This is a genomic window from Nonomuraea turcica (assembly GCF_030718205.1).
Lineage (GTDB): Bacteria > Actinomycetota > Actinomycetes > Streptosporangiales > Streptosporangiaceae > Nonomuraea.
This window is the reverse complement of sequence record NZ_JAUZQF010000005.1, coordinates 417,168-441,141: the sequence shown is the minus strand read 5'-3', so window position 1 is coordinate 441,141 and position 23,974 is coordinate 417,168. Positions and strand designations below refer to the sequence as shown.

Annotated in this window: 21 protein-coding genes; 17 read left to right on the top strand and 4 right to left on the bottom strand. The window is 69.9% G+C overall.

Annotated features, from left to right (window positions below; translation table 11 throughout):
- Positions 1-471 precede the first annotated feature (471 nt).
- A complete protein-coding gene (locus Q9G87_RS16355; protein WP_305917202.1) occupies positions 472-2,493 on the bottom strand; it encodes a beta-galactosidase in 2,022 nt (673 codons plus the stop codon).
- Positions 2,494-2,656: 163 nt separating this feature from the next.
- The gene (locus Q9G87_RS16350) at positions 2,657-4,273 is read right to left on the bottom strand and encodes a transposase (protein ID WP_305917201.1); all 1,617 of its coding nucleotides are present in this window, start codon (positions 4,271-4,273) and stop codon (positions 2,657-2,659) included.
- Between the two features lie 626 nt (positions 4,274-4,899).
- On the opposite strand from Q9G87_RS16350, the gene Q9G87_RS16345 reads away from it, so the two are divergent.
- From Q9G87_RS16345 to Q9G87_RS16320, 6 genes are all read left to right on the top strand, one after another.
- Positions 4,900-5,916: a LacI family DNA-binding transcriptional regulator gene (locus Q9G87_RS16345; protein ID WP_305917200.1), complete on the top strand. Its 1,017-nt coding sequence runs from the start codon at positions 4,900-4,902 to the stop codon at positions 5,914-5,916.
- Between the two features lie 67 nt (positions 5,917-5,983).
- Entirely contained in the window at positions 5,984-6,487 is a 504-nt protein-coding gene (locus Q9G87_RS16340) for a DUF4240 domain-containing protein (RefSeq protein ID WP_305917199.1), read from the top strand.
- 92 nt (positions 6,488-6,579) lie between these two features.
- Entirely contained in the window at positions 6,580-7,800 is a 1,221-nt protein-coding gene (locus Q9G87_RS16335) for a CoA transferase (protein ID WP_305917198.1), read from the top strand.
- On the top strand, positions 7,797-8,147 hold the full coding sequence (locus Q9G87_RS16330; protein WP_305917197.1) for an acyl-CoA dehydrogenase family protein: 351 nt from the start codon (positions 7,797-7,799) through the stop codon (positions 8,145-8,147). The genes Q9G87_RS16335 and Q9G87_RS16330 overlap by 4 nt, the downstream gene beginning before the upstream one ends.
- Positions 8,148-8,183: 36 nt before the next feature.
- Positions 8,184-9,047 carry an FAS1-like dehydratase domain-containing protein gene (locus tag Q9G87_RS16325; RefSeq protein WP_305917196.1) on the top strand — a complete coding sequence of 288 codons (864 nt, stop codon included), beginning with the start codon at positions 8,184-8,186 and terminating at the stop codon, positions 9,045-9,047.
- 81 nt (positions 9,048-9,128) lie between these two features.
- A complete protein-coding gene (locus tag Q9G87_RS16320; RefSeq protein WP_305917195.1) occupies positions 9,129-10,769 on the top strand; it encodes an acyl-CoA dehydrogenase family protein in 1,641 nt (546 codons plus the stop codon).
- A 132-nt stretch (positions 10,770-10,901) separates the two neighbouring features.
- On the opposite strand, the gene Q9G87_RS16315 is transcribed toward Q9G87_RS16320, so the two are convergent.
- Positions 10,902-11,474, bottom strand: a complete 573-nt coding sequence (locus tag Q9G87_RS16315) for a TetR/AcrR family transcriptional regulator (protein WP_305917194.1) — start codon at positions 11,472-11,474, stop codon at positions 10,902-10,904.
- Positions 11,475-11,557: 83 nt separating this feature from the next.
- Between Q9G87_RS16315 and Q9G87_RS16310 the strand changes: the two genes are divergently transcribed.
- The 7 genes from Q9G87_RS16310 to Q9G87_RS16280 all read left to right on the top strand — a co-directional run bounded on the left by Q9G87_RS16310 (position 11,558) and on the right by Q9G87_RS16280 (position 18,308).
- Positions 11,558-11,968, top strand: coding sequence for an organic hydroperoxide resistance protein (locus Q9G87_RS16310; protein WP_305917193.1), 411 nt, complete (start codon positions 11,558-11,560; stop codon positions 11,966-11,968).
- 113 nt (positions 11,969-12,081) lie between these two features.
- Complete coding sequence (gene metK / locus Q9G87_RS16305; protein ID WP_305917192.1) at positions 12,082-13,263, top strand: methionine adenosyltransferase; 1,182 nt, start codon at positions 12,082-12,084, stop codon at positions 13,261-13,263.
- A gap of 14 nt (positions 13,264-13,277) precedes the next feature.
- Complete coding sequence (locus Q9G87_RS16300; protein WP_305917191.1) at positions 13,278-14,306, top strand: carbohydrate kinase family protein; 1,029 nt, start codon at positions 13,278-13,280, stop codon at positions 14,304-14,306.
- Positions 14,303-15,199, top strand: a complete 897-nt coding sequence (metF, locus tag Q9G87_RS16295) for a methylenetetrahydrofolate reductase [NAD(P)H] (RefSeq protein WP_305917190.1) — start codon at positions 14,303-14,305, stop codon at positions 15,197-15,199. Before Q9G87_RS16300 ends, metF begins: the two co-directional genes overlap by 4 nt.
- A 231-nt stretch (positions 15,200-15,430) precedes the next feature.
- Complete coding sequence (locus Q9G87_RS16290; protein WP_305917189.1) at positions 15,431-16,342, top strand: lantibiotic dehydratase C-terminal domain-containing protein; 912 nt, start codon at positions 15,431-15,433, stop codon at positions 16,340-16,342.
- A 276-nt stretch (positions 16,343-16,618) separates the two neighbouring features.
- Positions 16,619-17,653, top strand: coding sequence for a sensor histidine kinase (locus Q9G87_RS16285; RefSeq protein ID WP_305917188.1), 1,035 nt, complete (start codon positions 16,619-16,621; stop codon positions 17,651-17,653).
- Positions 17,637-18,308, top strand: a complete 672-nt coding sequence (locus Q9G87_RS16280; RefSeq protein ID WP_305917187.1) for a response regulator — start codon at positions 17,637-17,639, stop codon at positions 18,306-18,308. The genes Q9G87_RS16285 and Q9G87_RS16280 overlap by 17 nt, the downstream gene beginning before the upstream one ends.
- Before the next feature lie 42 nt (positions 18,309-18,350).
- On the opposite strand, the gene Q9G87_RS16275 is transcribed toward Q9G87_RS16280, so the two are convergent.
- Positions 18,351-19,103, bottom strand: a complete 753-nt coding sequence (locus tag Q9G87_RS16275) for an AfsR/SARP family transcriptional regulator (RefSeq protein WP_305917276.1) — start codon at positions 19,101-19,103, stop codon at positions 18,351-18,353.
- Positions 19,104-19,352: 249 nt separating this feature from the next.
- Here Q9G87_RS16275 and Q9G87_RS16270 point away from each other — a divergent pair, with 249 nt between their 5' ends.
- From Q9G87_RS16270 to accC, 4 genes are all read left to right on the top strand, one after another.
- Positions 19,353-20,270 (top strand): UbiA family prenyltransferase, encoded by a 918-nt coding sequence (locus Q9G87_RS16270; protein ID WP_305917186.1) that lies wholly within the window; start codon positions 19,353-19,355, stop codon positions 20,268-20,270.
- A 110-nt stretch (positions 20,271-20,380) separates the two neighbouring features.
- Positions 20,381-22,069, top strand: a complete 1,689-nt coding sequence (locus Q9G87_RS16265) for an acetyl-CoA carboxylase carboxyltransferase subunit alpha (RefSeq protein ID WP_305917185.1) — start codon at positions 20,381-20,383, stop codon at positions 22,067-22,069.
- Positions 22,066-22,560 carry an acetyl-CoA carboxylase biotin carboxyl carrier protein gene (locus Q9G87_RS16260; RefSeq protein ID WP_305917184.1) on the top strand — a complete coding sequence of 165 codons (495 nt, stop codon included), beginning with the start codon at positions 22,066-22,068 and terminating at the stop codon, positions 22,558-22,560. Before Q9G87_RS16265 ends, Q9G87_RS16260 begins: the two co-directional genes overlap by 4 nt.
- A gap of 11 nt (positions 22,561-22,571) precedes the next feature.
- Positions 22,572-23,942, top strand: coding sequence for an acetyl-CoA carboxylase biotin carboxylase subunit (accC, locus tag Q9G87_RS16255; protein WP_305917183.1), 1,371 nt, complete (start codon positions 22,572-22,574; stop codon positions 23,940-23,942).
- Positions 23,943-23,974: the final 32 nt, after the last annotated feature.

Genomic DNA, 23,974 nt, shown 5'->3' with positions numbered 1-23,974 from the left:
CATGACGGCGCTATGGACAATTCCCACCGTAGCGACGGCCGCCCGCTTGTTCTCCCCTGCAGCGGCAAAGGCCTTTTCTCTACAAAAAGCCATGTATCGCATTACGGGTGGGCGACCATTCGACATAGTCGGAAGTTCCGGCATTTCGAATCGGCCCGCTACGTGGTGTACGCGCAGCGACACGGATGCGCGTAACACCGCTGTAACCTGCGGCGATCCGGCCTTCCCTGGTCTGGTCACCGCAGCATCAGTATTTCGGAATGGCTGGAGAAAAGGGCGCGAGGTGACGGGCGACGCCCGGAGAGGCCCGCCGTGGGCGGGGCCACGGGGCGGCCAGAGATCCGTCCCAGTGGACGCCTGGTCAAGCACGCGCCATCAGGAGGATCCCTTGCTGCCACCGGTTCCCCGCCGCTCGGCAATGCGGCCTTCCGTCTTCCCCCGCCGGTCGATGATCGCGACCGGGCGGGGTCGTTACGGCGTGGCGCGCCGGATCACCGCCGCCCCCAAGGGTTCCAGCGCCACCTCCCCGGACACGGGCCGCCCGGTGAGCAGGTCCGTCCCCTCCCCTCCCACGGGGACGGACGCGCCCAGCTCGCCGCTGTGGTTGAGCAGGAACACGTACTCGTAAGCGTCGTCGCCCCGCACGGAGCACTCCACATGGGCGGGGACGCCCGCGAAGCGCCGGGGCACACCCGCCGCCTCCACCGTCTGCGCCACCAGCGCGTCGAAGGCGGCCTGCTCCAGCAGCGTCGCGACGTAGACGACCCGGCCGGCGCCGTACCAGTTCTCGACCACGGCGGCCCGGCCCTCCAGCAGCCCGTCGGCGTAGGTCGCCAGGGCCGTCCCGGTCTCCAAGTGCAGGTCCTCACGCCACCAGGTGGAAGCCGCGCGCCGCCCGTCGGCGAAGTCGACCGCGAACTCCTCGTGCGGCCGCGCCGGCCAGTACTCGTCGATCTTGGCGCCGATGAGCTCGCGGAACGCGCCGGGGTATCCGTTCGGCCGCACCCGGTTGTCGCCGTCGACCACGCCGGAGAAGAACGACATGAGCACCGTCCCGCCGTTGCGGGCGAACTCGGTGATGCGCCGCACGCCCTCCTCGTCGATCAGGTACGCGTTCGGCACCACCAGCACCTTGTACGAGTCCAGATCCGACCCGGCCGACACCACGTCCACCGGGTAGTGCCGCTCCCACAGGGGCGTGTAGTGCCGCATCACCGTGTCGGTGTAGCTGAAGTCGTTGCGCGGCAGGCCGAAGACCTCCTCCAGCCCCCACCAGCCGTCCCAGTCGAACAGGATCGCGATCTCCGACCGCGAGGTCGTGCCCGCCACCGGCGCCAGCAGCTTCAGCTCCCGCCCGAGGTCGGTGATCTCCCTGAACGTGCGAGAGCCGGGCCCGGAGTGCGGCACCATCGCCGAGTGGAAACGCTCCTGGCCCCCGCGGCTGGCCCGCCACTGGAAGAACATGACCGAGTCGGCGCCGCGCGCCATCGCCGCCAGCGAGCCGAGCCGCATCCGCCCCGGCTCCTTGACGACGTTGAGCTTCCACTGGCTGACGGCGCTGCTCGACTGCTCCATCAGCATCCACGGCTGCCCGCCCTTGAGGGAGCGGAACAGGTCGTAGTTGAAGGCCGCCGACACGTGTGAGTCGGGCTCGGCCGGGTTCGGGTAGATGTCGAGCGCGACCGCGTCCTCTTCCGGCGCCCACTTCCAGTAGTCGGCGTGGCGGAAGAACCGCATGAAGTTCGTCATGACCGGGAGGTCGTCGCGGAAGGAGCGCACGATGTCCCGCTCGGCGAGATAGCACTCCAGCAGCGCGTCGGAGGTGAAGCGCTTGAAGTCGAGGCGGCGAGTGGGGTTCATCCAGGTGCGGGGGATGTGCGGCACGTCGATCTGGTCCCAGTCGGTGTAGATCTGGCCCCAGAACCGGGTGGTCCACGCCTCGTTCAGCGCGTCGAGGTCGCCGTACTTGCGCTGCAGCCAGCGGCGGAAGTTGACCGCCGCGGCCTCGTTGTACGCCGTCGGCCCGTATTCGTTGCTGATGTGCCACATCGCCAGCGCCGGATGGAACGAATACCGCTCGGCGAGCTTGGTCGTGATGGTCGCCGCGTATTCCCGGTAGATCGGCGACGACGGGTCGTAGTGCAGCCGGTTCCCGAAACCGAACGGCTGCCCGTCCTCCCTGATCGGGAACACCTCGGGATGCAGATGGGTGAGCCAGACCGGCGGCGCCGCGGTGGGGGTGGCCAAATTGACGCTGATGCCGTTGTCGTGGAGGAGGTCCATGACCTCGTCCATCCACCCGAACTCGTACTTGCCCGGCTCGGGCTCCAGCGACGCCCACGCGAACACCCCGAGCGAAACGGTGTTGACGCCGGCCTCGCGCATGAGCCGGACGTCCTCCCGCCAGACGGCGGGCTCCCACTGCTCGGGGTTGTAGTCGCCGCCGAAGGCGAAACCTCTGACGCGGTTCCTGAACGCGTCCATGCGAGTCATCTCAACACTCCTGTCGATAGTTCGGGGCTCGCTCAGCGCCGGTCGATGGAGACGGTGGTCAGCCGCTGCTCGGCGCCGGTGATCTCGCGTACGGGGCCTGTCAGTGTCACGGTCCGCTCCGCCACGACGTCCGCGACCTAACACGTGCAGGCATACACCGTTCCTAGGGACTGAGCATGTGTTGCAGGTGCTCAGTCGAACGCTCCGAACGGTGTTGAGCGTTCTGGTCGCCCGCATTCTCACCGCGTCCGGGCGGCGCGGATCGTGTCCGTGGTCCGGGGATGCGGGGGCGGGGTCCTTCACGCCTACGGGCGCCCGGTCGGGCCTGGGCGGTCCGATGCCCCTGCTCATCGCTCCGGTGAGCAGGGGGCGGTGCCGTCCGTCGCCGGATCGGGTGCCCGAGGGCGCGTCTGCCGATCGCCACGGCGGCCGCGTCGTGGCGGGTGGTCGTGCGGGTCTTGGTAGTGAGTGGGGCCTGCCAGTGCTGGGCGCCCCATTTGGAGGTGTAGGCGGGGTCAGTGGCGATGATGGCGATGCTGGTGGCGTCGGCCATCGCGGTGAGCCGGGTGCGGAGCTTGCTGGTTGGCATGCCGGGGGTGAGGTGGCGGAAGCGTTTACGGCGGCCGTGCTTTTCCCGGGTCTTGTCAGCCTGAAAGTCGAGGTCTTCGATGGCGATGGCTTTCACGCCGCAGGTCTGGGCCCAAGGCAGGAGCCGGGTCAGCGCGTGGCGGACCTGGGCGTCGCGGTGGTCAGCGTTCCCGCTGAGGTCGTAGGGGAAGTGGCGGGGGTTGCCGATCGGGTTGCCGTGGACGTCCAGGCGCCAGGCCGCCAGGTGGCCGGCGTTGGTGTCCACGGCGATCACACCGTGCGCGAGCGCGGCCGACATAGGGATGGTCGGGGCCGGTGGGATCTGCCAGGAGGCGGTGATGTACCAGCGTCCGCGCTGCACATCCAGGTGGATGCGGTAGGCCACGGCACGGTTGGCTTCGACCCGGTCCCGCCATTGGGTGCCGCGGTGGGCGAAGGCTACCCGGGCGGTCAGGACGTAGCGGCCATGCGGGGCGTTGGCCAGGTGCGCCAGCGGGGCGGGCAGCCGGATCGACACCTCGCCATCCGGATCGATGCGGATCGTCTCATTGCCATACCGCTTGCCGGACTCGCCATCCGCAGCCAGGAACCAGCGCTCGACCTCCCATTTCTGCCGCCATTCGTCCTCGGTCAGGCCGGCGGCGTGCAGGTGGTGCCGGGTGCGGGCCAGGCGTTTGCCGCCCCGCACGATGCGCACGATCCCGGCCTGGTGGTCGGCCTTCTCCCGCCGCAGCCGGTCCTGCAGCACGCGCAGGCGGCGGCTCTTGGCGTGCCACTCCAGCCGCGAGCGGGATCCGCCTGGAGCCTTCCGGGTTCCCTTCTCTCCCACGGGAAGCGACAGCCGGTGCCGGATGGTGGCGATGGCGGCTTCCAGGTCGGCGATGTGCGCGGCCTGGCAGCGGCGGGCCAGCGCCCATTGATCGTGGCTGGCTTTGGTGATGGCCCCGGCCCACCGCGACGACGACAACGTGGTTAGCTCGCGTTTGCGGGCCGCCCACCTCTGGTGGTCGTGCTCCAGCCCATCGGCGCAGCGCGTCTTCAGATCACCAGAGGCAAGCGCGCCCAGATGCGCGCCCACCAGCCGCAGCACCTGCTCGTCCTCGGCCGTGAGATTCTTGAGCCGGTCACGAACGGCCACCCCGGATCGCTCGGAAACGACGAACGGCGCCTCGATCGGGCGCAGCTCAGCCATGCTGGGCACCCACCGGCCCGAGGCCGGCACGGCCCGCGGCCGGTCGGCGGGCGCAGCACACGACCGGCAACTGTCGATCATCACCGAACGGGCATGCCCGCATGACCTGTATCCGCCTCCCCTGCCTTCACATTGCGTGACGGTGACGATACCAAGAGTTTGCACTGTCGGTAGAACATACGCGCGATACACGTCAGGCAAGGTCATCCGCGGCCCGACCGGCAGGGATGGCCGTGATGCAACTGGCGGTACGCACGTGAGGGGAGTCGCTGCATGCGTATGCCGTCACGCTGGGACCCCTGCCATAACGCAACCAGAGGCACCTCAGGCACCTTTATGCACATTCAAGGGCCAGCCGCCCCTTACCCTCGGTGCTCCTTCGTTTCACCCTGGCGCTCCACCGCTTCGCGTCGGAAAGTTTCTGACTAGCTTTCCGAAAGATTACTGTGACATTGCCGAACCGTTACGGTAGGCTGCGGTCCTCAATCCTGTCAACAGTCCCCCTTGATTCAAAAAGAAGGCCGATTAGCCCAGTTCAGAGAGCTAATGGCTTTCACGTGATTTTCCGAAAGTTGTCACTCGCCGGTGTCAGCCCGGATGGCGGCACCGCTACAGCGGGAGGTTCTGTGCCCCGAGCGACGCTCGCCGACGTCGCGGCGGCCGCAGGAGTGTCGGTGCCGACGGTTTCCAAGGTTCTGAGCGGTAAGAAGCACGTCTCGGCCGCCACCAGGGACAAGGTCCTCGAAGCCGTCCGGGCCTTCGGCTACGAGACGCCGCGGCCGCCGAGCACGCCCCGGGTCGGCATGGTCGACCTGCTCATCGACGGGCTCGGCTCGCCGTGGGCGCAGGTCCTCATCAAGGGCGCGGAGCGGGCGGCGGCGCGATGGGGGTTCTCGCTCGTGGTGACCTCGTCCGCGCGGCCCGACTTCGACCTGCGGCGCTGGATCGGGATCTTGCGCAAGCGCGGCACCGACGGCATCGTGCTCGTGCTCTCCCGGCACCAGAAGGACGAGATCGCGGCCATCGGAGAGCTGCTGCACGTCCCCCTCGTGCTGCTGGATCCCGTCGGGCAGCGCGACCCGCGCATGTCCACGGTCGGGGCCACGAACTGGTCCGGCGGCGTCATGGCGACCACCCACCTGCTCGAGCTGGGGCACACCCGGGTGGGGTTCATCGGCGGGCCGCTCGACGTGCAGTGCACACTCGACCGATACGAGGGCTACCTGGCCGCGCACCGCACGTTCGGCATCGAGCCCGACCCCGCGCTGACCCGCTACGGCGACTTCCTCGTCTCCGGCGGCAAGCTGTTCGGCGCCGAACTGCTCGACCGCGACGACCCGCCCACCGCGATCTTCGCCGGATCCGACCTGCAGGCCGCGGGCGTCTACCAGGCGGCCGCCGAGCGCGGCGTCCGCATCCCCGGCGACCTGTCCGTGGTCGGGTTCGACGACTCGCCCCTGTGCGAGATGTTGTCGCCCCCGCTCACCACCGTGCGCCAGCCGCTCGACGACATGGCCAACGAGGCCGTACGGCTCATCTCCGAGGAGCTGACCCACCCGGGCGGGCCCGCGGGCACCCGCATCGAGCTGGCTACCACGCTCATCGTCCGCGCCAGCAGCGAGCACCGGTCCTCACTCCCCTGATTCTGTCGGTCCGGCCTGGTTTGCTGATCGGCGCGGGTGCACAAGATCGGCTTTTGAGAGGTGGGCGTTGGACACGGAGGAACGTTTCTGGGACATGGCGGAGGCGGCCTGGGCGCCCCTCGGCGCGGACGTCGGCCAGGCGCGACAGGCGCTCACGGACAGGAGTCCCGGTTCTGGCGCGGACGCCGTGCTCGCCGTCATCGACGAGGCACTGGAGGACTTCCTCGCCAACCTCGCGGCGAGCAGCCGGGATTTGTCGGCCGAGGAGCTGACGGACCTCGATCGGGTAGTCGAGCGGAAGCTCTACGACATCGACCGCGCGGACATCCACGCGATAACCGACGGCTCCGACGACGGCTTCCTGTACGCACGCGGCTTCATCGTCGCCATGGGCCGTGACTTCTACGCCGGCGTGCTCCGGGATCCGCGGCTGGCCGTGCTGGACGCCGAGTGCGAGGAGATGTGTTACTTCTTCGCCCACCTGCACGACGAGCGCTATGGGACCTACCCGGACACCGGCTCGGGAATCTCCCGCGAGTCTTGCTCGAACACCGCCGGCTGGCCCTCCTGACCCACGCGGAATTCCCCTGACCGAGGTGGGCACGTGCGCGAACGGGAAAGATCCTTGAACGAGCCCCCGAGATCAGGTCAGGAGACGAAGCGGTGGAGAACGAAGCGCGGGCGCTGCCGCTGGCCGGGATGCGGGTCGTCGAGCTGTCCAGCTACGTGGCGACGCCGCTGTGCGGGATGACGCTGGCTCAGCTGGGCGCGGACGTGATCAGGGTGGAGCCGGTCGGCGGCGCGGTCGACCGTACCCGGTGGCCGCTGGCCGCGAGTGGCACGAGCCTGTACTGGTCGGGGCTCAACAAGGGCAAGCGCGCCATCGAGGTGGACCTGTCACGCGAGGAGGGCCGCAGGCTCGTCGCCGACCTGGTGGTCCGGGCCGGGATCGTGGTCAGCAACGCGGACCGGTTCCGCGAGTTGTCGTACGAGGCGTTGCGGGCGCGCCGCCCCGACGTGATCCACGTGCTGCTCACCGGCCGCCGCGACGGCGGGGCCGCCGTGGACTACACCGTCCAGGCGGCCACCGGATTCCCCCTCCTGACCGGCCCGCCGGACACCGCGCAGCCGGTCAACAGCGTGGTGCCGACCTGGGACCTCGCCGCCGGGCTCTACCTGGCGGCCGGGCTGCTGGCCGCCGAACGGCACCGCCTGCTGACGGGCGAAGGGCAGCAGGTGCGTCTCGCGCTCGAGGACGTCGCCGTGGCGACCGCGGGCAATCTCGGCTACCTCGCCGAAGCCCAGCTGAGCACCTCACCCAGGGAACGCGACGGTAACCACGTCTACGGCACGTGCGGGCGGGATTTCGCCACCGCCGACGGCGGGCGGCTGATGATCGTCGCCCTCACGCCGCGGCACTGGCGGGACCTCCTCGCCGCAACCGGCCTCACCGACGTGATCGCCGCGCTTGCCGCTGCGCTCGGGGCCGACTTCACCGAGGAGTCGCAGCGCCACCGGCACCGCAAGGTGCTCGGCGAGCTGCTCGCCGGCTGGTTCGAGGCTCACACCCTGGCCGAGGTGGAGGCGGCGTTGCGTGACACCCGGGTGTTGTGGTCGGCGTACCGGAGCCTCGCGGAGCTCGCCGGCCTGCTGCCGGAGAACCCGCTGATGGCGCTGCTCCACCAGCCGGGCGTCGGCGATCACTGGGCGCCGGGAGCTCCCCTGATGATGGACGGGCGGCAGCCGCCTCCTGCGGCCGCGCCGCTGGTGGGGCAGCACACCGAGGAGGTGCTGCGCGGCGAGCTCGGCTTGTCCGCGCAGGACCTCGCCAAGCTGAGGGAGGACGGCATCATTCGCAGCGCGGGAAGCGGAGAACGACCATGAGCGCATTGACCCAGGACGAGCGGGACATCGTGGCCCTGACCGGTGCTTTCGTCGACGAGCGGGTCCGGCCGCGGGTGCGGGACTACGAGGCGGGGGACACCTACCCGGCCGAGTTCATCGATGAAACGAAGAAACTGGGCTTCTTCGGCCTGCTGGCACCCGCCGAATACGGCGGCGTGGATGTCAGCGCCACAGGAGCAGCGCGAACGGTACCTGCCACCGATGGCCGCCGGCACGCTCAGGGCCACGATGGCGCTCACCGAGCCGGGCGGCGCAGCGACCTGCAGGCCATGCGCACCGCCATGCAGGTGGCGAGATCCAGCGCAACGTCATCGCGGCGCAGCTGATCGCGCGCAACCCCATCACGTGAGCGAGAGAATCCGATGAGCTGGGCCCCGCACACCGTCACCACCGTCGAAACGGTCGAACCGCATCCCGTGGCGGCCCTGTCGGCGCTGTTCGACGACGGCATGCCCGTGATCGGTCCGGGAGACGCACTGCCGCCGTTGTGGCACTGGGTCGCGCTGGCCCGCTGGCCCGTCTCGTCCGTGCTCGGGGTGGACGGTCATCCTGCGCGCGGGTCGTTCCTGCCTCCGGTGGAGCTGCCGCGGCGCGTGTTCGCCGGCGGCGAGGTCGTCTTCCACGCTCCGCTCACGGTCGGCGCCATGGTCCGGCGCAAGTCGCGGGTGGAGTCGGTCACCGAGAAGTCCGGGCGTTCGGGCAGGCTGGTCGTGGTGGTCGTCGCCACCACGCTGTACGACGAGCGCGACCGGCTCGCGCTCGAGGAACGCCAGGACCTCATCTACCGCGACGCGGTGCCCGTCTCCTTCGCGGCGGACATCGAGATCCCGGCCGCCCTGGTTCCGGCCGGCGCGCCCTTGATCCGGGCGGGGGAGTGGGCGTGGGATCTCGCCACCGACCCGACCCTGCTGATGCGCTTCAGCGCCGCCACGGCGAACCCGCACCGCATCCACTACGACTGGCCGTACGCCACCCGCGTCGAGGGGTATCCGGGCCTGGCGGTGCATGGGCCGCTGATGACGATGGCCCTCGCCGAGGTGCTGCGGCTGGAGAAACATGACGCGCCGATCCTGCGCATGCGGCACCGGAACCGCAAACCCCTGTTCTGTGGTCAGGCCGCCCGACTGCGCCGGGTCGGTGCCGCCCCGCTCACGCTGGGCCTGTTCGGCGATGATTCCGGCGAGCCCTGCTCCACGTTGACGATCGAAGGGGCCTGCCATGCGTGAACCGGCCGCCCGCGAGGCCGTCCCCACCCGGCTGCGTCGCCGAGACCATCACCACGTACTCCGAGCCTGAGGATCGCCGACATGCAGCACAACGCCCGCGCCATCGTCGAGACGTTGCAGGCCGTCGTCGGCAAGGCCGCCGCGCACGTGCAGCCGGTCGACGAGCACCAGGCCGTCGCCTACGACGTGGCGTCGATGTCGTCGTCCGTCGCGGCCGCCGTGGCCCTGCTCGGCCATCAGGCCCACGCCCGCAGCCGTAGGGTCGGTGCCGGCGGCCTTGGTGCTGGCGGCCTTGGTCCGGGCGATCTGGACGACGATGGGGCCGAGGACGACCTGGCGTTGCTCTACGCCGCCGACGTCGCCGCCGAGCTCGCCGGCCGCATGACCGGACGGGAAGGCCTATGGGGTGTGGACCGGACCGCGCTGGACGGGATGGCCGCACACGTCGCCGCGGGACGGGATCCTGGCCTCCTGGAACGGGTGGCCGAGCGGGTCATGGCCACCGGCGAGGCGGGACCGCGACACCTGTCCGACGAGCTGCAGCTCGTCCGCACCGCCTTCCGCGAATTCGCCGCCGACCAGATCGCCCCGGCGGCCGGCCGCATACACCGCGACGACGAGGACATCCCCGACGCCATCATCGACGGCCTCGCCGACATGGGCTGCTTCGGGCTGTCGATCCCCGCCTCGTACGGCGGCTACGCCGAAGGCGGCGCCGACGAGCTGCTGAGCATGGTCGTGGTGACCGAAGAGCTCTCCCGCGCCTCGCTCGGGGCCGCGGGCTCGCTCATCACCCGCCCTGAGATCATCGGTGCCGCGATCGCCCGGGGCGGCACAGAGGAGCAGAAACGGCGCTGGCTACCCGCGATCGCGTCGGGGGAGCGGCTGTGCGCCGTCGCGGTGACCGAGCCCGACTGCGGGTCGGACGTCGCCGCCATCACCACCAGTGCGGTCAGGGACGGCGAGGAGTGGGTGCTGAACGGCGTCAAGACCTGGTGCACCTTCGCCGGCCGCGCCCACTACCTGCTCGTCCTCGCCCGCACCGACCCGGACCGCACCGCCGCCCACCGCGGGCTGTCGCTGTTCGTCGTCGAGAAACCGTCCTTCACCGGCCACACCTGGCACCTCACCCAAGAGGGCGGCGGGAGCGTCGAAGGGCGCGCCATCCGTACCCTCGGCTATCGCGGCATGCACTCCTTCGAGGTCGGGTTCGGCGGCTGGCGCGTGCCCGCCGCCGACCTGATCGGCCTGGACGACGGCCTCGGGCGCGGCTTCTACCTGCAGATGCGGTCGTTCGCCAACGCGCGCCTGCAAACCGCCGCCCGCGCCGTCGGCGTCATGCAGTCGGCGCTCGAACTGGCCGTGGACTACGCCCGGCAGCGGCCGGTCTTCGGCCGGTCGCTCGCGGACTACCAGCTCACCCGGGCCAAGATCGCCAGGATGGCGGCGCTGATCGCCGCGTGCCGCGCGTTCACGTTCGCGGCGGCGCGTGCAGTCGCGGCCGGCGACGGCGACCTCGAGGCCGCGCAGGTGAAGCAGGTCGCCTGCCGGGCGGCAGAGTGGGTCACCCGCGAAGCCCAGCAGCTGCACGGCGGCTACGGGTACGCCGAGGAGTACGCCGTCTCACGGCTGTTCGTGGACGCCCGCGTGCTGTCGATCTTCGAAGGCGCCGACGAGGTGCTCGCGCTCCGGGTCATCGCCCGCCGCCTGGCACAACCCTGACCTCATCCGATGTGCCCGAGTCCGGCACCGTGTCCGATGTGCCCGAGTCCGGCACCGTGTCCGATGTGCCCGAGTCCGGCACCGTGTCCGATGTGCCCGAGTCCGGCACCGTGTCCGATGTGCCCGAGTCCGTTACGCGCCCAGCACTCTGTCGAGTGCTTCCAGGAGGGCGGCACGCACTCGGGCGGGGTCGTCGAGGTCGAAGCCGACCACGAGCCCGTCTCTGAGCAGCAGGAGAATGTCGGCGGTCCGCTCCGCGTCGGGGTGGCCGTCGGCGGCCAGCAGGTCCCGGTAGAGGTCGCGGACCCAGCGGCGGTACTCGGCGATGGCCTGCCGCACGGGGTGACCGGGATCGGGATATTCGGCCGCCGTGTTGACGAAGGGACAGCCGCGGTAGGTGGGGCCGGCCCCGAACTCGCACATGAAGGCGAAAATGCCCATCAGCTTCTCGCGCGGAGAATCAGCCTGCATGGTGGCGGCCGCGGCGCGCTGTCGCGCGCTCTGCTCGGTCACGTACGCGCGGACAAGGTCGTCCTTGCTCGGGAAGTGCTTGTAGAAGGTCGCCTTGGCGACGTCCGCCTCCGCGATGATCCGGTCGATCCCGACCGTGTGCACGCCCTCCCGGTAGAACAGGCGCGCCGCGGTGTCGAGCACGCGGGTGCGCGCCGCACTCGGGCGACGGCCTTCCAACGTTTCTGCGCTCACGTGTTGACGATACCAGACAGACCTGTCTACTCTCATGGCATGTGGCAGACAGACAGGTCTGTTCATTAGGAAAGGGCATCGTCATGAGCATGTACATCGCCATCGCCACCTCCGCCGGGCGCGACGGCCGCGCGGTCTCCTCGGACGGACGGCTGGACGTCAAGCTGGCCCTGCAGAAGGAGCTGGGCGGCGACGGTGAGGGCACGAACCCCGAGCAGCTCTTCGCCGCCGGGTACGCGGCCTGCTTCGCTTCGGCGATGCGGCTGGTGGGCGCTCAGAAGAAGATCGACGTCTCGGACGCGTCGGTCACGGCCGAGATCGGCCTGTCGCCGAACGGCCAGGGCGGCTTCCAGCTCGAGGCCACGCTCCGGGTCGAGCTGCCCGACTCGATCGCCCCGGAGACGGCCCGTGAGCTCGTCGAGGCCACCCACCAGGTGTGCCCCTACTCCAACGCCACCCGCGGCAACATCCCGGTCAACCTGGTCGTGGAGTAGGGAAGACCATGTGCCGCTGGGTGACGCCGATGACGGCTCACTCAGCGGCCCTGGCTCGAAACTCGATCGGGACCGCTCATCATCGGCGCATCGTCTGGAGATGCGGAGGAGACATGGGCGGTCGCTTGTTCACATCCGAGTCCGTCACGGAGGGCCACCCCGACAAGATCGCCGACCAGATCAGCGACGCGATACTCGACGAGCTGCTGAGTGGCGACGCCACCAGCCGGGTCGCGGTCGAGACGCTGATCGCCACCGGCCAGGTGCACGTCGCGGGCGAGGTCACGACCAAGACCTACGCCGACATCCCGGCCATCGTCAGGAGGACGCTGCTGGAGATCGGGTACGACTCGTCGGCCAAGGGGTTCGACGGCGCCTCCTGCGGGGTGTCGGTGTCCATCGGCGCGCAGTCGCCCGACATAGCCCAGGGCGTCGACGACGCCTACGAGCACCGAGTGGGCGGCGACGGCGACGAGCTCGACCGGCAGGGCGCCGGAGACCAGGGTCTGATGTTCGGCTACGCCTGCCGGGACACGCCCGAGCTGATGCCGCTGCCGATCGCACTGGCCCATCGGCTTGCCCGGCGGCTGTCCGAGGTGCGCAAGAGCGGCGTCGTGCCGTACCTGCGGCCGGACGGCAAGACCCAGGTGACCGTCGAGTACGACGGCGACCGGCCGGTGCGGCTGGACACCATCGTCGTCTCCAGCCAGCACGCCGCCGGCGTCGACCTGGACGGCCTGCTCGTCCCCGACATCGCCGAGCACGTCGTGGCGCCCCTGCTGGCCGAGGTCGGCATCGAGACCGAGGGTTATCGCCTGCTGGTCAACCCGACCGGACGGTTCGAGATCGGCGGCCCGATGGGAGACGCGGGGCTGACCGGCCGCAAGATCATCGTCGACACCTACGGCGGGATGGCCCGGCACGGCGGCGGCGCCTTCTCCGGCAAGGACCCGTCCAAGGTGGACCGCTCGGCCGCGTACGCGATGCGGTGGGTGGCCAAGAACGTCGTGGCGGCGGGACTGGCCGACCGGTGCGAGGTGCAGGTGGCGTACGCGATCGGCAAGGCGCACCCCGTCGGACTGTTCGTCGAGACCTTCGGCACCGAGAAAACCGAGGTCGCGAAGATCCAGGACGCCGTGACCAAGGTGTTCGACCTCCGCCCCGCGGCGATCATCCGCGACCTGGATCTGCTGCGCCCGATCTACGCGCAGACCTCGGCCTACGGGCACTTCGGGCGCGAGGGCCTGTCCTGGGAGACCACCGACCGCGCCGACGCTCTCGGCAGGGCCGTGTGAAGGAGCTGGCGTCCATGAGCATCATCGTTACCGGTTCGATCGCGATGGATCATCTGATGACCTTCCCCGGCCGGATCACCGAGCAGCTCGTCAAGGACAAGCTCGACGCGGTGTCGCTGTCCTTCCTCGTCGACCGTCTCACCGTGCGCAGGGGTGGCGTCGGCGCCAACATCGCCTACGGCCTGGGCCAGCTCAACCTGTTCCCCATCCTGGTCGGCGCCGCGGGCCCCGACTTCGGCGACTACGGCAGATGGCTGCTCCAGCACGGGGTGGACGTCGAGTCGGTCAGGATCTCCGACAGCCATCACACGGCCCGCTTCTCCTGCACGACCGACCTCGATGGGAACCAGATCGCCTCGTTCTACCCCGGGGCGATGCGGGAGGCGGGGGAGATCGAGCTGGCCCCGGTCGTACGGCGCGTGGGCGGGTGCGAGCTGGTGATCGTCAGCCCGAACGAGCCGGCCGCCATGGCCCGCCACTCCGAGGAGTGCCGGGCCCGCGGATACCCGTTCGCCGCCGACCCCTCACAGCAACTCGCCCTGCTCGCCGCGGACGAGATCGTCTCGTTGCTGGATGGCGCACATTACCTGCTCACCAACGAGTACGAGCGGTCGCTGCTCCTGGGCAAGTGCGGCTGGTCGGAGAGGGACGTGCTGGAGCGGGTCGAGGTCTGGGTGACCACCCTGGCCGCCGACGGCGCACGCGTCGACCGGCGCGGCATGGAGCCGATCTTCGTGCCTGCGGTTCCGGTCAAGGAGCCGGTCGATCCGACCGGCGCGGGCGACGCGTTCCGCGCGGGGTTCTTCGCCGGGGTCGCCTGGGGATTCCCGCTGGAGCGCGCGGCTCAGGCCGGCTGCCTCATGGCCGCACTGGCGATCGAGTCGGTGGGCGGCCAGGGGTATGAGTTCCATCTCGAGACCGCGGTGGAGCGGGTGGCGGACACCTACGGGGGCGCGGCGGCCACCGAGCTCCAGCGGGTCGCGGAGGCGCAGGCCGAGGTCGCGCTGGGCAAGGTCCCCATGATGGCGCTGGTGTCGCCATGACGCACCTGACGATCCAGCGGAGCTCCTCGGTCCGGGAGCTGCTCGCGGCGGGCACTCCCTCCATCTCCTTCGAGTTCTTCCCGCCCAAGACCCCTCAGGGCGAACAGGCGCTCTGGCGGACGATCCGCGAGCTGGAGGCGGTGCGCCCGACGTTCGTCTCGGTCACGTACGGCGCCGGCGGATCGACCCGCGACCGCACCGTCGAGATCACCGAACGGCTCGCCGGCGACACGACGCTGCTGCCCGTGGCGCACCTGGTCGCGGTCGACCACTCGGTGGCCGAACTGCGTCACCTCGTCGGCCGGTTCGCGGCGGCGGGCGTGCGGAACCTCCTGGCGCTCCGCGGCGATCCGCCGGGCGGCGATCCCTTGGGGCAGTGGACCAGGCACCCCCAAGGGGTCGCCTACGCGGCCGACCTCGTCAGGCTGATCAAGGTCGCCGGGGACTTCTGCGTCGGCGTGGCCGCCTTCCCCTACCGCCATCCCCGCTCACCTGATGTCGAGAGTGACACCCGGCATTTCGTCGAGAAATGCCGGGCGGGCGCCGACTACGCCATTACCCAGATGTTCTTCCGGGTCGAGGACTATCTGAGGTTGAGAGACCGCGTCGCCGCCCGCGGCTGCGAAACCCCGATCATTCCCGGCATCATGCCGGTGACCCGGATGAGCACCATTGAAAGATCGGAGCAGCTCTCGGGCGCGCCATTCCCGCCCGAACTGGCCGCCGCGTTCGACCGGGTTGCCCACGATCCTGAGGCCGTGCGCCGGCTCGGTATCGATCACACGGTGGACATGTGCGTCAGGCTCCTGGACGAGGGCGTGCCGGGAATTCACTTCATGACCTTCAACACGTCGGCGGCGACGCTGGAGGTATGCCGGCGACTGGGAGTATGACAAGAGCTGTAAATCACCCTGACATTCTGTATCAGGCCTCGATCAAGCCTCGATCCGGCCTTGAGCGATCAGCGCCAGGATGCATCCACCCGTCGTCCGAGGGGCCGCCGATGATGCCTGCTGTTTCCGCTGGAAGAGCGCGGGCCTGAGGCCGGTGGCGTGTTTCCGGGAGTGCCGGGGGACAGGCGGGGGCGGCAGGCAGGCAGGGAGTCGGAGCGAGGGAGGTTGAGAGTGGATGAGGCGAGGTGGGTCAGTGCTCACGCCTTCTACCACGATGATCTCGACCAGCTGCTGGTGCACGCCGTGGCGCCGCTGGCCGCGGAGCTGACCGGGCGTGGGCTGGCGACGGACTTCTTCTTCCTGCGCTGCTGGGATGGGGGAAATCACCTCAGGCTTCGGATACTGCCCGAGCCGGCGGTCGAGCGGGGCGACGTCGAGACGGTGATCAGCGAACGACTCGGTGAATTCTTCGCCGCGCGGCCGTCCACGACAGCGGCCAGGCAGAAGGACTATGAGCGGATGGCGGCCCTGCTCGCGCGCCAGGAGCGGGTGTCGTCCTACTCCCGCAGCCTTTATCCCGACAACTCGCTGCTGCTCGTGCCGTACCGGCGGGAGCACGGGCGCCACAGGGACGGTCCGGCGGTCCGGGCGGTGGAGCGCCACTTCGTCGAGTCCAGCAGGCTTGCGTTGGACATGCTGGTGGACGGCCTCACGCCGGGCGAGCGGGCCACGGCCGCGTACGCGATGACGTGCATCGCCTGGTTCACCTCCGTCCCCGAGCCGCAGCGGCTGGCCGAGCTGGTCAGGGCCGCCGGCAGGAGCGCCGAGCACGTGGGCCTCCTCGACAAGGGCCGCGCACTCGAGTCCCAGCGGGAGCAGGCGATCACGCTGGCGAGGCGGATCCGGACAGCCGAAAACTCCGGAGCCCTCGCGACCTGGGCACGGTCCGTCACCGCGCTGCGTGAGACGCTGACGTCGCGGGAGGGGCGGCGCGATGCGGGCGGGAGCGCGTTCGCCGTCATGGACAGGTGCGCTCGCCTCCTGTGCAACCGGCTCGGTGTGCCCCTGGTCGAGGAGGAGTCCCTGCGCCACCTGGCGACCGAGGCCGTCGAGGCCCTGGCCAACGACGGGGCCACGGCATGACACGCGACTCGACGCCACAACCAGGGACTTTCCGACAAAGGTTGACACGCGACGGTTTGATGGACATGGTTTGACTCACGTGGCCATAAGTATCCAGACAGAAATCTGAAATTGGCTCATGTAAGACGGGGGCAGCACAGTTGTTGCACAGTCACTGGGTTGAGCCGCTGCGGATGGTTAAGTACGGGGTCAAACTATCCATTGGGGCGAATCGTGGGACGACTCGGGCCAAGCGGCGAGGTTCGATGGTTAGTGGCGGATTTGCTGGAGTCTTCCGTGGTGGAGGTCCGCACCGCATACGAGCAAGAGCTCAATAACGCGAATAGTTTACTTTTACGTAACCCGGAGTCCGCCGAGCAGGTGCTGGCGAGTTGTACCAGCATCGTCGCCGACGTGGTTGAAGGGCTGCGCGACTCCGCGCCCACGACGAGGGGCGAGGACATCAGCAGGGAGATCGCCGTCACGCGGGCGCGGCACGGCGTGCACCCGACCGAGTCGCTGCGCGCGGCCGAGATCCTCTTCGAGGTGGTGCTGCGCTGGGTCGACCAGCGCCTCGGACCGGAGCGTGAAGACGCGAGGGAGGCCCTGGTCGAGCTCTCGCTGCTGTTGAGCAAGAGCATCGCGCTGCGCATCCGGGAGGCGTCGAGCTGGTACGCGAGCTTCCTGCTGCAGGAGATCCATCGCGTGCAGTCCGACGAGCGCGCCAGGCTGGCCCGCGAGCTCCACGACAGGGTGAGCTACGGGGTGACGGTCGGCCACCGGAACCTGGAGAGCCTCCAGCGCCGCGGCCGGAACCTCGATCCGGAGACCGTCCGGCGTTGCGTCTCCATGGTCCAACTCGCCCTGGAGGAGGCCATCGAGGCGATCCGAAAGCTCATCGGCGATCTGCGCGTGTCGGAGTCGGTGCCCAGCCTGGAGAAGGCGCTGCACTCCTTCCTGTTCGAGGCCGAGCCCGTGAGCGCGGTGACGTCCGTGGTCGTCAACGGCGACGAGAGCTGGGTGGACCACCAGGTGCGGGACGAGGTGTTCCTGATCGTCAGGGAGGCACTGCGCAACGCCCTGGACCACAGCGGGGCCGGGCGGGTCCTGGTGCAGATCGACATCGCGCCGCACGAGCTCAGGGCCACGGTCGCCGACGACGGCACGGGCTTCGCCGCCACCGGCGCCAGTGACGGCGCCGGGCTGTCGATCATGGCGGAGCGGGCGGCCCTTCTCGGCGGGAACACGCTGGTCTCCAGCCGCATCGGCAAGGGCACGCGCGTGGAACTGACGGTTCCCCTGCTGAGGGACGGGAATGCCGGCACCTACTGATCAGATCACGGTCGTCATCGTCGATGACCACACGCTCTTCCGCGTCGGATTACGAGAGATCTTCCAGGACCAGGACGACATCGTGGTCGTGGGGGAGGCGGGTGACGGCGCCACCGCCGTCAAGCTGATCGCCGAGCTGCGGCCCGCCATCCTGCTGCTTGATGTGTCCCTGCCCGGGGAGGACGTCACCACCACGATGCGGGCCGTGAAGGCGGCCTCGCCCGGCACCCGGGTCGTCATCGTGAGCATGCAGGACGAGCCCAGGCTGATCCAGGAGCTCATCGCGCTCGGGGCGCGGGCCTACCTGCTGAAGAGCGCGAGCTGGCACGAGCTGATGGCGGCGGTCAGGATGGCGCACACCAGCTCCACCCGGGTCCTGCTGTCGATCTCCGCGGGGAGCGTGGCCGGAATGCGCGGCTCGGCCCGCGACGACCGGCCGCCGATCGGCGTGCTGTCCGCGCGGGAGATCGAGGTGCTCAGGCTCGCCTCGGCGGCCATGAGCAATGCGCAGATCGCCAGCAGGCTGCACCTCACCGAGGCGACCGTCAAACGCCACCTGCACAGCATCTTCACCAAGCTCGGCGCGGTGTCCAGGATCGACGCGGTGAGCAAGGCCATCTCGGCCTCGCTCATCCCGAGCTGGACCGACGAATGACCGGTAGCGCCTCCCCCCGGGGGGCGCTACCGCTCGGGTCGGTCAGCCGGCGAACTGCAGCTCGGGTCCGGTGTCCAGGCCGGTGGTCAGGATGGCCTGGTGCAGGTCCTGCAGCTCCCGGGAGGGGTCGATGCCGAGGTCCTGGTTGAGTATCGACCGCACGTTGCGATAGGCGTGCAGGGCCTCGCTGCGCCGTCCGCTCCGGCAGAGCGCCGAGATGAGCTGGGCATGGAACCATTCGTTGTGCGGATAGGTCGCGGCCAGCGCCTTGAGCTCGCCGACGAGCTCGCGATGCCGGCCGAGCAGGACGTCTGCCTGGATGCGCAGCTCCACAGCGCGCAGCCGCTCCTCTTCCCGGTGGACACGGTAGGCGCGCAGCAGCGATCCCTGGGAGACGTTGGCCAGGGGCGGCCCCGTCCACAGGTCGAGCGCCCTGCCGAGCTGCCGGGAGGCCTCAAGGTAGCGGCCCTCGGCCAGCGCCTTCCGCCCCTCGGCGAGCATGCGCTGGAAGACGTACGCGTCCAGTTGATCGCCGTCGACCTGCAGGACGTAGCCGAAGGGCTTGGTCACCAGCAGCTCCCCCGCGGGGGTGGCCAGCCTCTCCCGCTCAAGGGCCTTCCTGAGTTGGTAGATGTAGGTCTGAGCGGTGCTCTGTGCGGTCTTCGGCGGGTCCTCACCCCACAGCTCCTCGATCAAGGACTCGAACCCGACTATGCGATTGGCCCGGGAGAGTAACAAGGCGAGTACCTGGCAGACTTTGGGTGTTCTCGGAGTGAATTCTCGTTCCCCGTTCATCGCCGTCAGCGCGCCCAGAATCGTGAACCGAATCATTGGCACCTCATTCGTAGCGGAATGCCTGCACCTTAGATAGCGCGCCACGCCGGCGACAAGGCGGCCACATCGAAAGTGCGGCAGGCGGAGCCGGTGGTATTACATCTTCCGGCCGGAGAATGTAGTCCTTCCGGGCGGCGACGCCGCGTCGCCGGCTAACCTTGGCACTACACCTCTTTTCCGTTCACGGCCGCCGCGCATACGGTCCGGAGCATGGGGGACAACACACCGAACCGAAGCGCAGCCCTTCGCCGAATCCCAGCCACCGCGATTTCCGATCTCGGATTATGCCTGTCCGAGGCTCGCCCGATCGTCCAGATCATCTTCCTGTTCCGGTTCCTCACGGGAGCCGCGCTCGGCTACGCCGCGGGTGAGACCGACCTCGCCGCCGTCGGCTTCGGCGCGTTCACCTGGGAGTGCGCGGTCGTGTTCGTCTATCTCCTCAACGGGGCGACCGACGTGCTGGAGGACCGCATCAACGGCTCCCGCCGCCCCATCGCCTCCGGCGTCCTGCCCAGGCACGTCGCGCTCCGATACGTGCGGCTGACCGGCGTGGGGGCGCTGGCCGGGGGCATCGTCATGGGCTGGGAGTTCCTCGTGGCCGTCATCATCTTCATGCTGCTCGGCTACCTGTACTCCGCGCCGCCGTTCCAGCTCAAGAACAACCCCGGCGCGACGATCGCCGTGGCCGCGCTCGGCGGGCTGGTGACCTACCTGGCCGGGTCTGCCAGCGCCGCGTCCGGCGGCGGCCTGCCGGCGCTCGTCTGCGCGGGCGCGATGTCGCTGTGGATGGGCCTGGTCGGCGCCATCGCCAAGGACTTCGGTGACATCGACGGCGACCGCGCGGCGGGCCGCCGCACGATCGCCGTGCTGCTGGGCGACACTGCGGCGCGGCGGCTGGTCGGCCTGATCGCGCCGGCGCTCGGCGTGGCGTTCGTCCTCGCCGCCCTGCACGTGGCGCCGGTGCTCATCATGTCCGCCGTCGTGACCCTGCTGGGAGCGATCGTGGTGGCATGGTTCGCGCTGACCCCGGCCAGGGGTGACAGGAACGCCCGGCGCAGGCCGTACCGCGCCTTCATGACCACCCAGTACGGCTCGCATGCCGGGGTGGCGCTGGCCCTGACCGTGTGAGTGAGCACCGCCTCGGCCGGGCGTGGACGCGCCTCCACTCCGATCTGGATCGGTCCTGGAAGCCCGGCTCCTTCAATGTCGGCAACGGTCTCACGAAGCAGAGGTCAGATATGTCCGTCACACCGATCAGAGACAGTCACGAGATCCGGTGGGGTAAGTGCCCAGGATGCGGCCGCCTGCTGTACCTCAAGCGGCTGGCCCGCAATCTCCATGTCTGCCAGGAATGCTCGCACCACTGGCGGCTGACCGCCAGGCAACGCATCGGGATGCTGGCCGACGAAGGCAGCTTCACCGAGTTCGACCACGAGATCGCCACACCGGACGACCCCCTCGGCTTCGCCGACCGCCGGCCGTACGCCGAACGGCTGGAGGAGGCGAGGAGGGCGACCGGCGAACGCGAGGCGCTGGTCAGCGGCACCGCGCAGATCGGCGGGCACCCCGTGGTCCTGGCCGTCATGGAGTTCTCCTTCATGGGCGGCAGCATGGGCGGCGCCGTCGGCGAGCTGGTGACCCGGGCGGCCGAGCACGCCGAGCGGACCCGGCACCCGCTGATCGTGGTGTGCGCCTCTGGCGGGGCGCGCATGCAGGAGGGCGCGGTATCGCTGCTGCAGATGGCCAAGACCAGCCAGGCCTTCGCCCGCCTGGCGGAGGCCGGGGTGTTCTCGGTCTGCGTGCTCACCGATCCCACCTTCGGCGGTGTGTCGGCCTCGTTCGCCATGCTGGGCAGCGTCGTGGTGGCCGAGTCCGGGGCGCTGGTCGGGTTCGCCGGGCCCCGGGTGATCCAGCAGACCATCCGTCAGGAGCTGCCCCCCGGGTTCCAGAGCAGCGACTTCCTGCTCGAGCACGGGCTCGTCGACCGCGTCGTGCCGCGGGCCGACCTGCGCCCGCTGCTGATCAGGCTGCTGTCGCTGCACGCGCCGGCGGGCAGCGCGGACAAGCTCGCCGGGCCTCCCATCGTGCGCCGGCTGCCGGCCCCGGACGTCGATCCGTGGACGGTGGTGCAGCTGGCCAGGAACGCCGGGCGGCCGACCATGCTGGACTACCTGGAGGACGCGTTCGACGAGTTCGTCGAGCTGCACGGGGACCGCTGGTTCGCGGACGACCCGGCGATCGTCGGCGGGATCGCCAGGATCGGCGGACGCTCGGTCGTGGTCATCGGGCACCAGAAGGGCCACGACACCAAGGAGCTGGTGCACCGCAACTTCGGCATGCCGCACCCGGAGGGCTACCGCAAGGCGCTGCGGCTGTTCGACCACGCCGAGCGCTTCGGGCTGCCCGTGGTCACGCTGGTCGACACGCCCGGCGCGTACCCGGGAGTGGAGGCCGAGGAGCGGGGCCAGTCCACCGCGATCGCGCAGATGATCATGCGGGCCAGCCTGCTCGACGTCCCCATCGTCGCGGTGGTGACCGGCGAGGGCGGCAGCGGCGGCGCGCTGGCGCTGGCCACCTGCGACCGGCTGCTGATGCTGGAGAACAGCTTCTACTCGGTCATCAGCCCCGAGGGCTGCGCGGCCATCCTGTGGCGCACGGCGGACTCCGCCATCGCGGCCGCGACAGCGCTGAAGATCACCGCCACCGACCTGCTGGAGCTCGGCATCGCCGACGGCGTGGTGCCCGAGCCACCCGGCGGGGCGCACACCGACCCGGCCGCGGCGGCGGCCAACCTGCGCCGGGCCGTGCTGGAGCAGCTGGAAGAGCTCGCCGAGCTCGACGAGGCGACCCTGATCGCCACCCGATACCAGCGAATCCGGCGGGTCGGCAGCACCGAACACCTGCCTGAGGAGGCCTGGAGCGCATGAACGAGGAAGTCACCGGTGTCGAGGACCTGCGGGCGCTCTGGGCCGACGCCGCCGAGCTGGTCCGCAGCCAGCCGGGCAAGGTGCGCCGGATCGCGATCAGGGTCGTCGACCAGGTCGTCGAGATCGAGTGGCCGCAGGACGGCGAGCAGGCCGACGCCGGGCCGCGCCCGCCCAAGCCCGTCGTCGCCGCGACCGCGGAGCCGGTGGGGCAGGAGGAGGCCGCGGACAGCGCTCCCACGGGGCACGTGGTGACCGCGCCGCTGGTGGGGACCTTCTACCGGGCCCCGCAGCCGGGCGCCGCCCCGTTCGTCTCCGTCGGGGACGTCGTAGGCGTCGGTGAGACACTCGCGATCGTCGAGGCCATGAAGCTGATGAACAAGATCGACGCCGACGTGGCGGGCCGGATCGCCGAGATCTACCCGGCCGACGGCGAGCCGGTCCAGTACGACCAGCCGCTCGTGCGCATCGTGCCCGACGGCGACGCGGACTGACGGGGGCCGGTGTGTTCAGCAAACTCCTCATCGCCAACCGGGGCGAGATCGCCCTCCGCGTCGCCCGCGCCTGCCGCGAGCTGGGCATCGCCGTCGTCGCCGTGCACTCCACCGCGGACCGGGACTCGCCCGTGGTGCGCATGGCGGACCAGGCCGTGCACATCGGCCCGCCGCAGCCCAGCGCGAGCTACCTCAACATCGCCAACATCATCGAGGCCGCCCGCACCACCGGTGCCGACGCCATCCACCCCGGGTACGGCTTCCTGTCCGAGGATCCCGACTTCGCCGAGATCTGCGCACAGGAGGACCTGGTCTTCGTCGGTCCCCGCCCGGAGGTGATGCAGCAGCTCGGGAACAAGGCCACGGCGCGGGCGCTGATGGCCGAGGCGGGCCTGCCCATGCTGCCCGGCACGATCGAGCCCGTCAGATCCGTCAAGGAGGGCGAGGCGATCGCCGCCGAGATCGGCTACCCGGTCATCATCAAGGCCGCCGCGGGCGGCGGCGGGCGCGGGATGACGGTGGTCCACGATCCCAGGGAGTTCGCCGAGGCGTTCACCACGACTCAGGCGACCGCCCACGCGGTGTTCCGCGACCCCACCGTCTACGTGGAGCGCTACCTCACCGGAGCCCGGCACGTCGAGGTGCAGATCATGTGCGACCTCGACGGCGAGGGCGTGCACCTGGGCGAGCGCGACTGCTCGATCCAGCGCCGGCATCAGAAGCTGATCGAGGAGGCGCCCTGCACTCGGCTGGACGCGCGGGGGCGCGCGGAGATCGGGGAGCTGGCCCTGCGGGGCGCGCTGTCGGTCGGTTACAGCGGCGCGGGCACCATGGAGTTCCTCCTGGACGATCAGGGGCGCTTCTATTTCATGGAGATGAACACCCGGATCCAGGTCGAGCACCCGGTCACCGAGATGGTCACCGGCGTGGACCTGATCAAGGAGCAGATCAGGGTGGCCGCCGGGCTGCCGCTGTCGGTCAAACAGGAGGACGTCGTCCTCCACGGCGCGGCCATCGAGTGCCGCGTCAACGCCGAGGACCCGCGGCGCGGCTTCGCGCCCGCGCCCGGCCTGCTGGAGGTCTTCGAGCCGCCGGCGGGCCCGTGGACCAGAGTGGACTCGGGCTACACCGCCGGCATGCAGGTCAGCCCGTACTACGACTCGATGCTCGCCAAGCTCGTCGTGTGGGCCCCCACCAGGGACGAGGCGCTCGACCGCATGGACCGGGCGCTCGGGGAGTTCCGCATCGAGGGCCGCGGGGTCAGCACGACCCTCGGCTTCCACCGCGCGGTCATCGGCCACCCGATGTTCCGCGCCGGCACGCACGACCTGAAATTCCTGGAGCAATTCAACGCCGAGAACGGCGAATTCGATGGCCTATAACGACTCTGGATCGAGCCTTCGCCGGCCGCTCA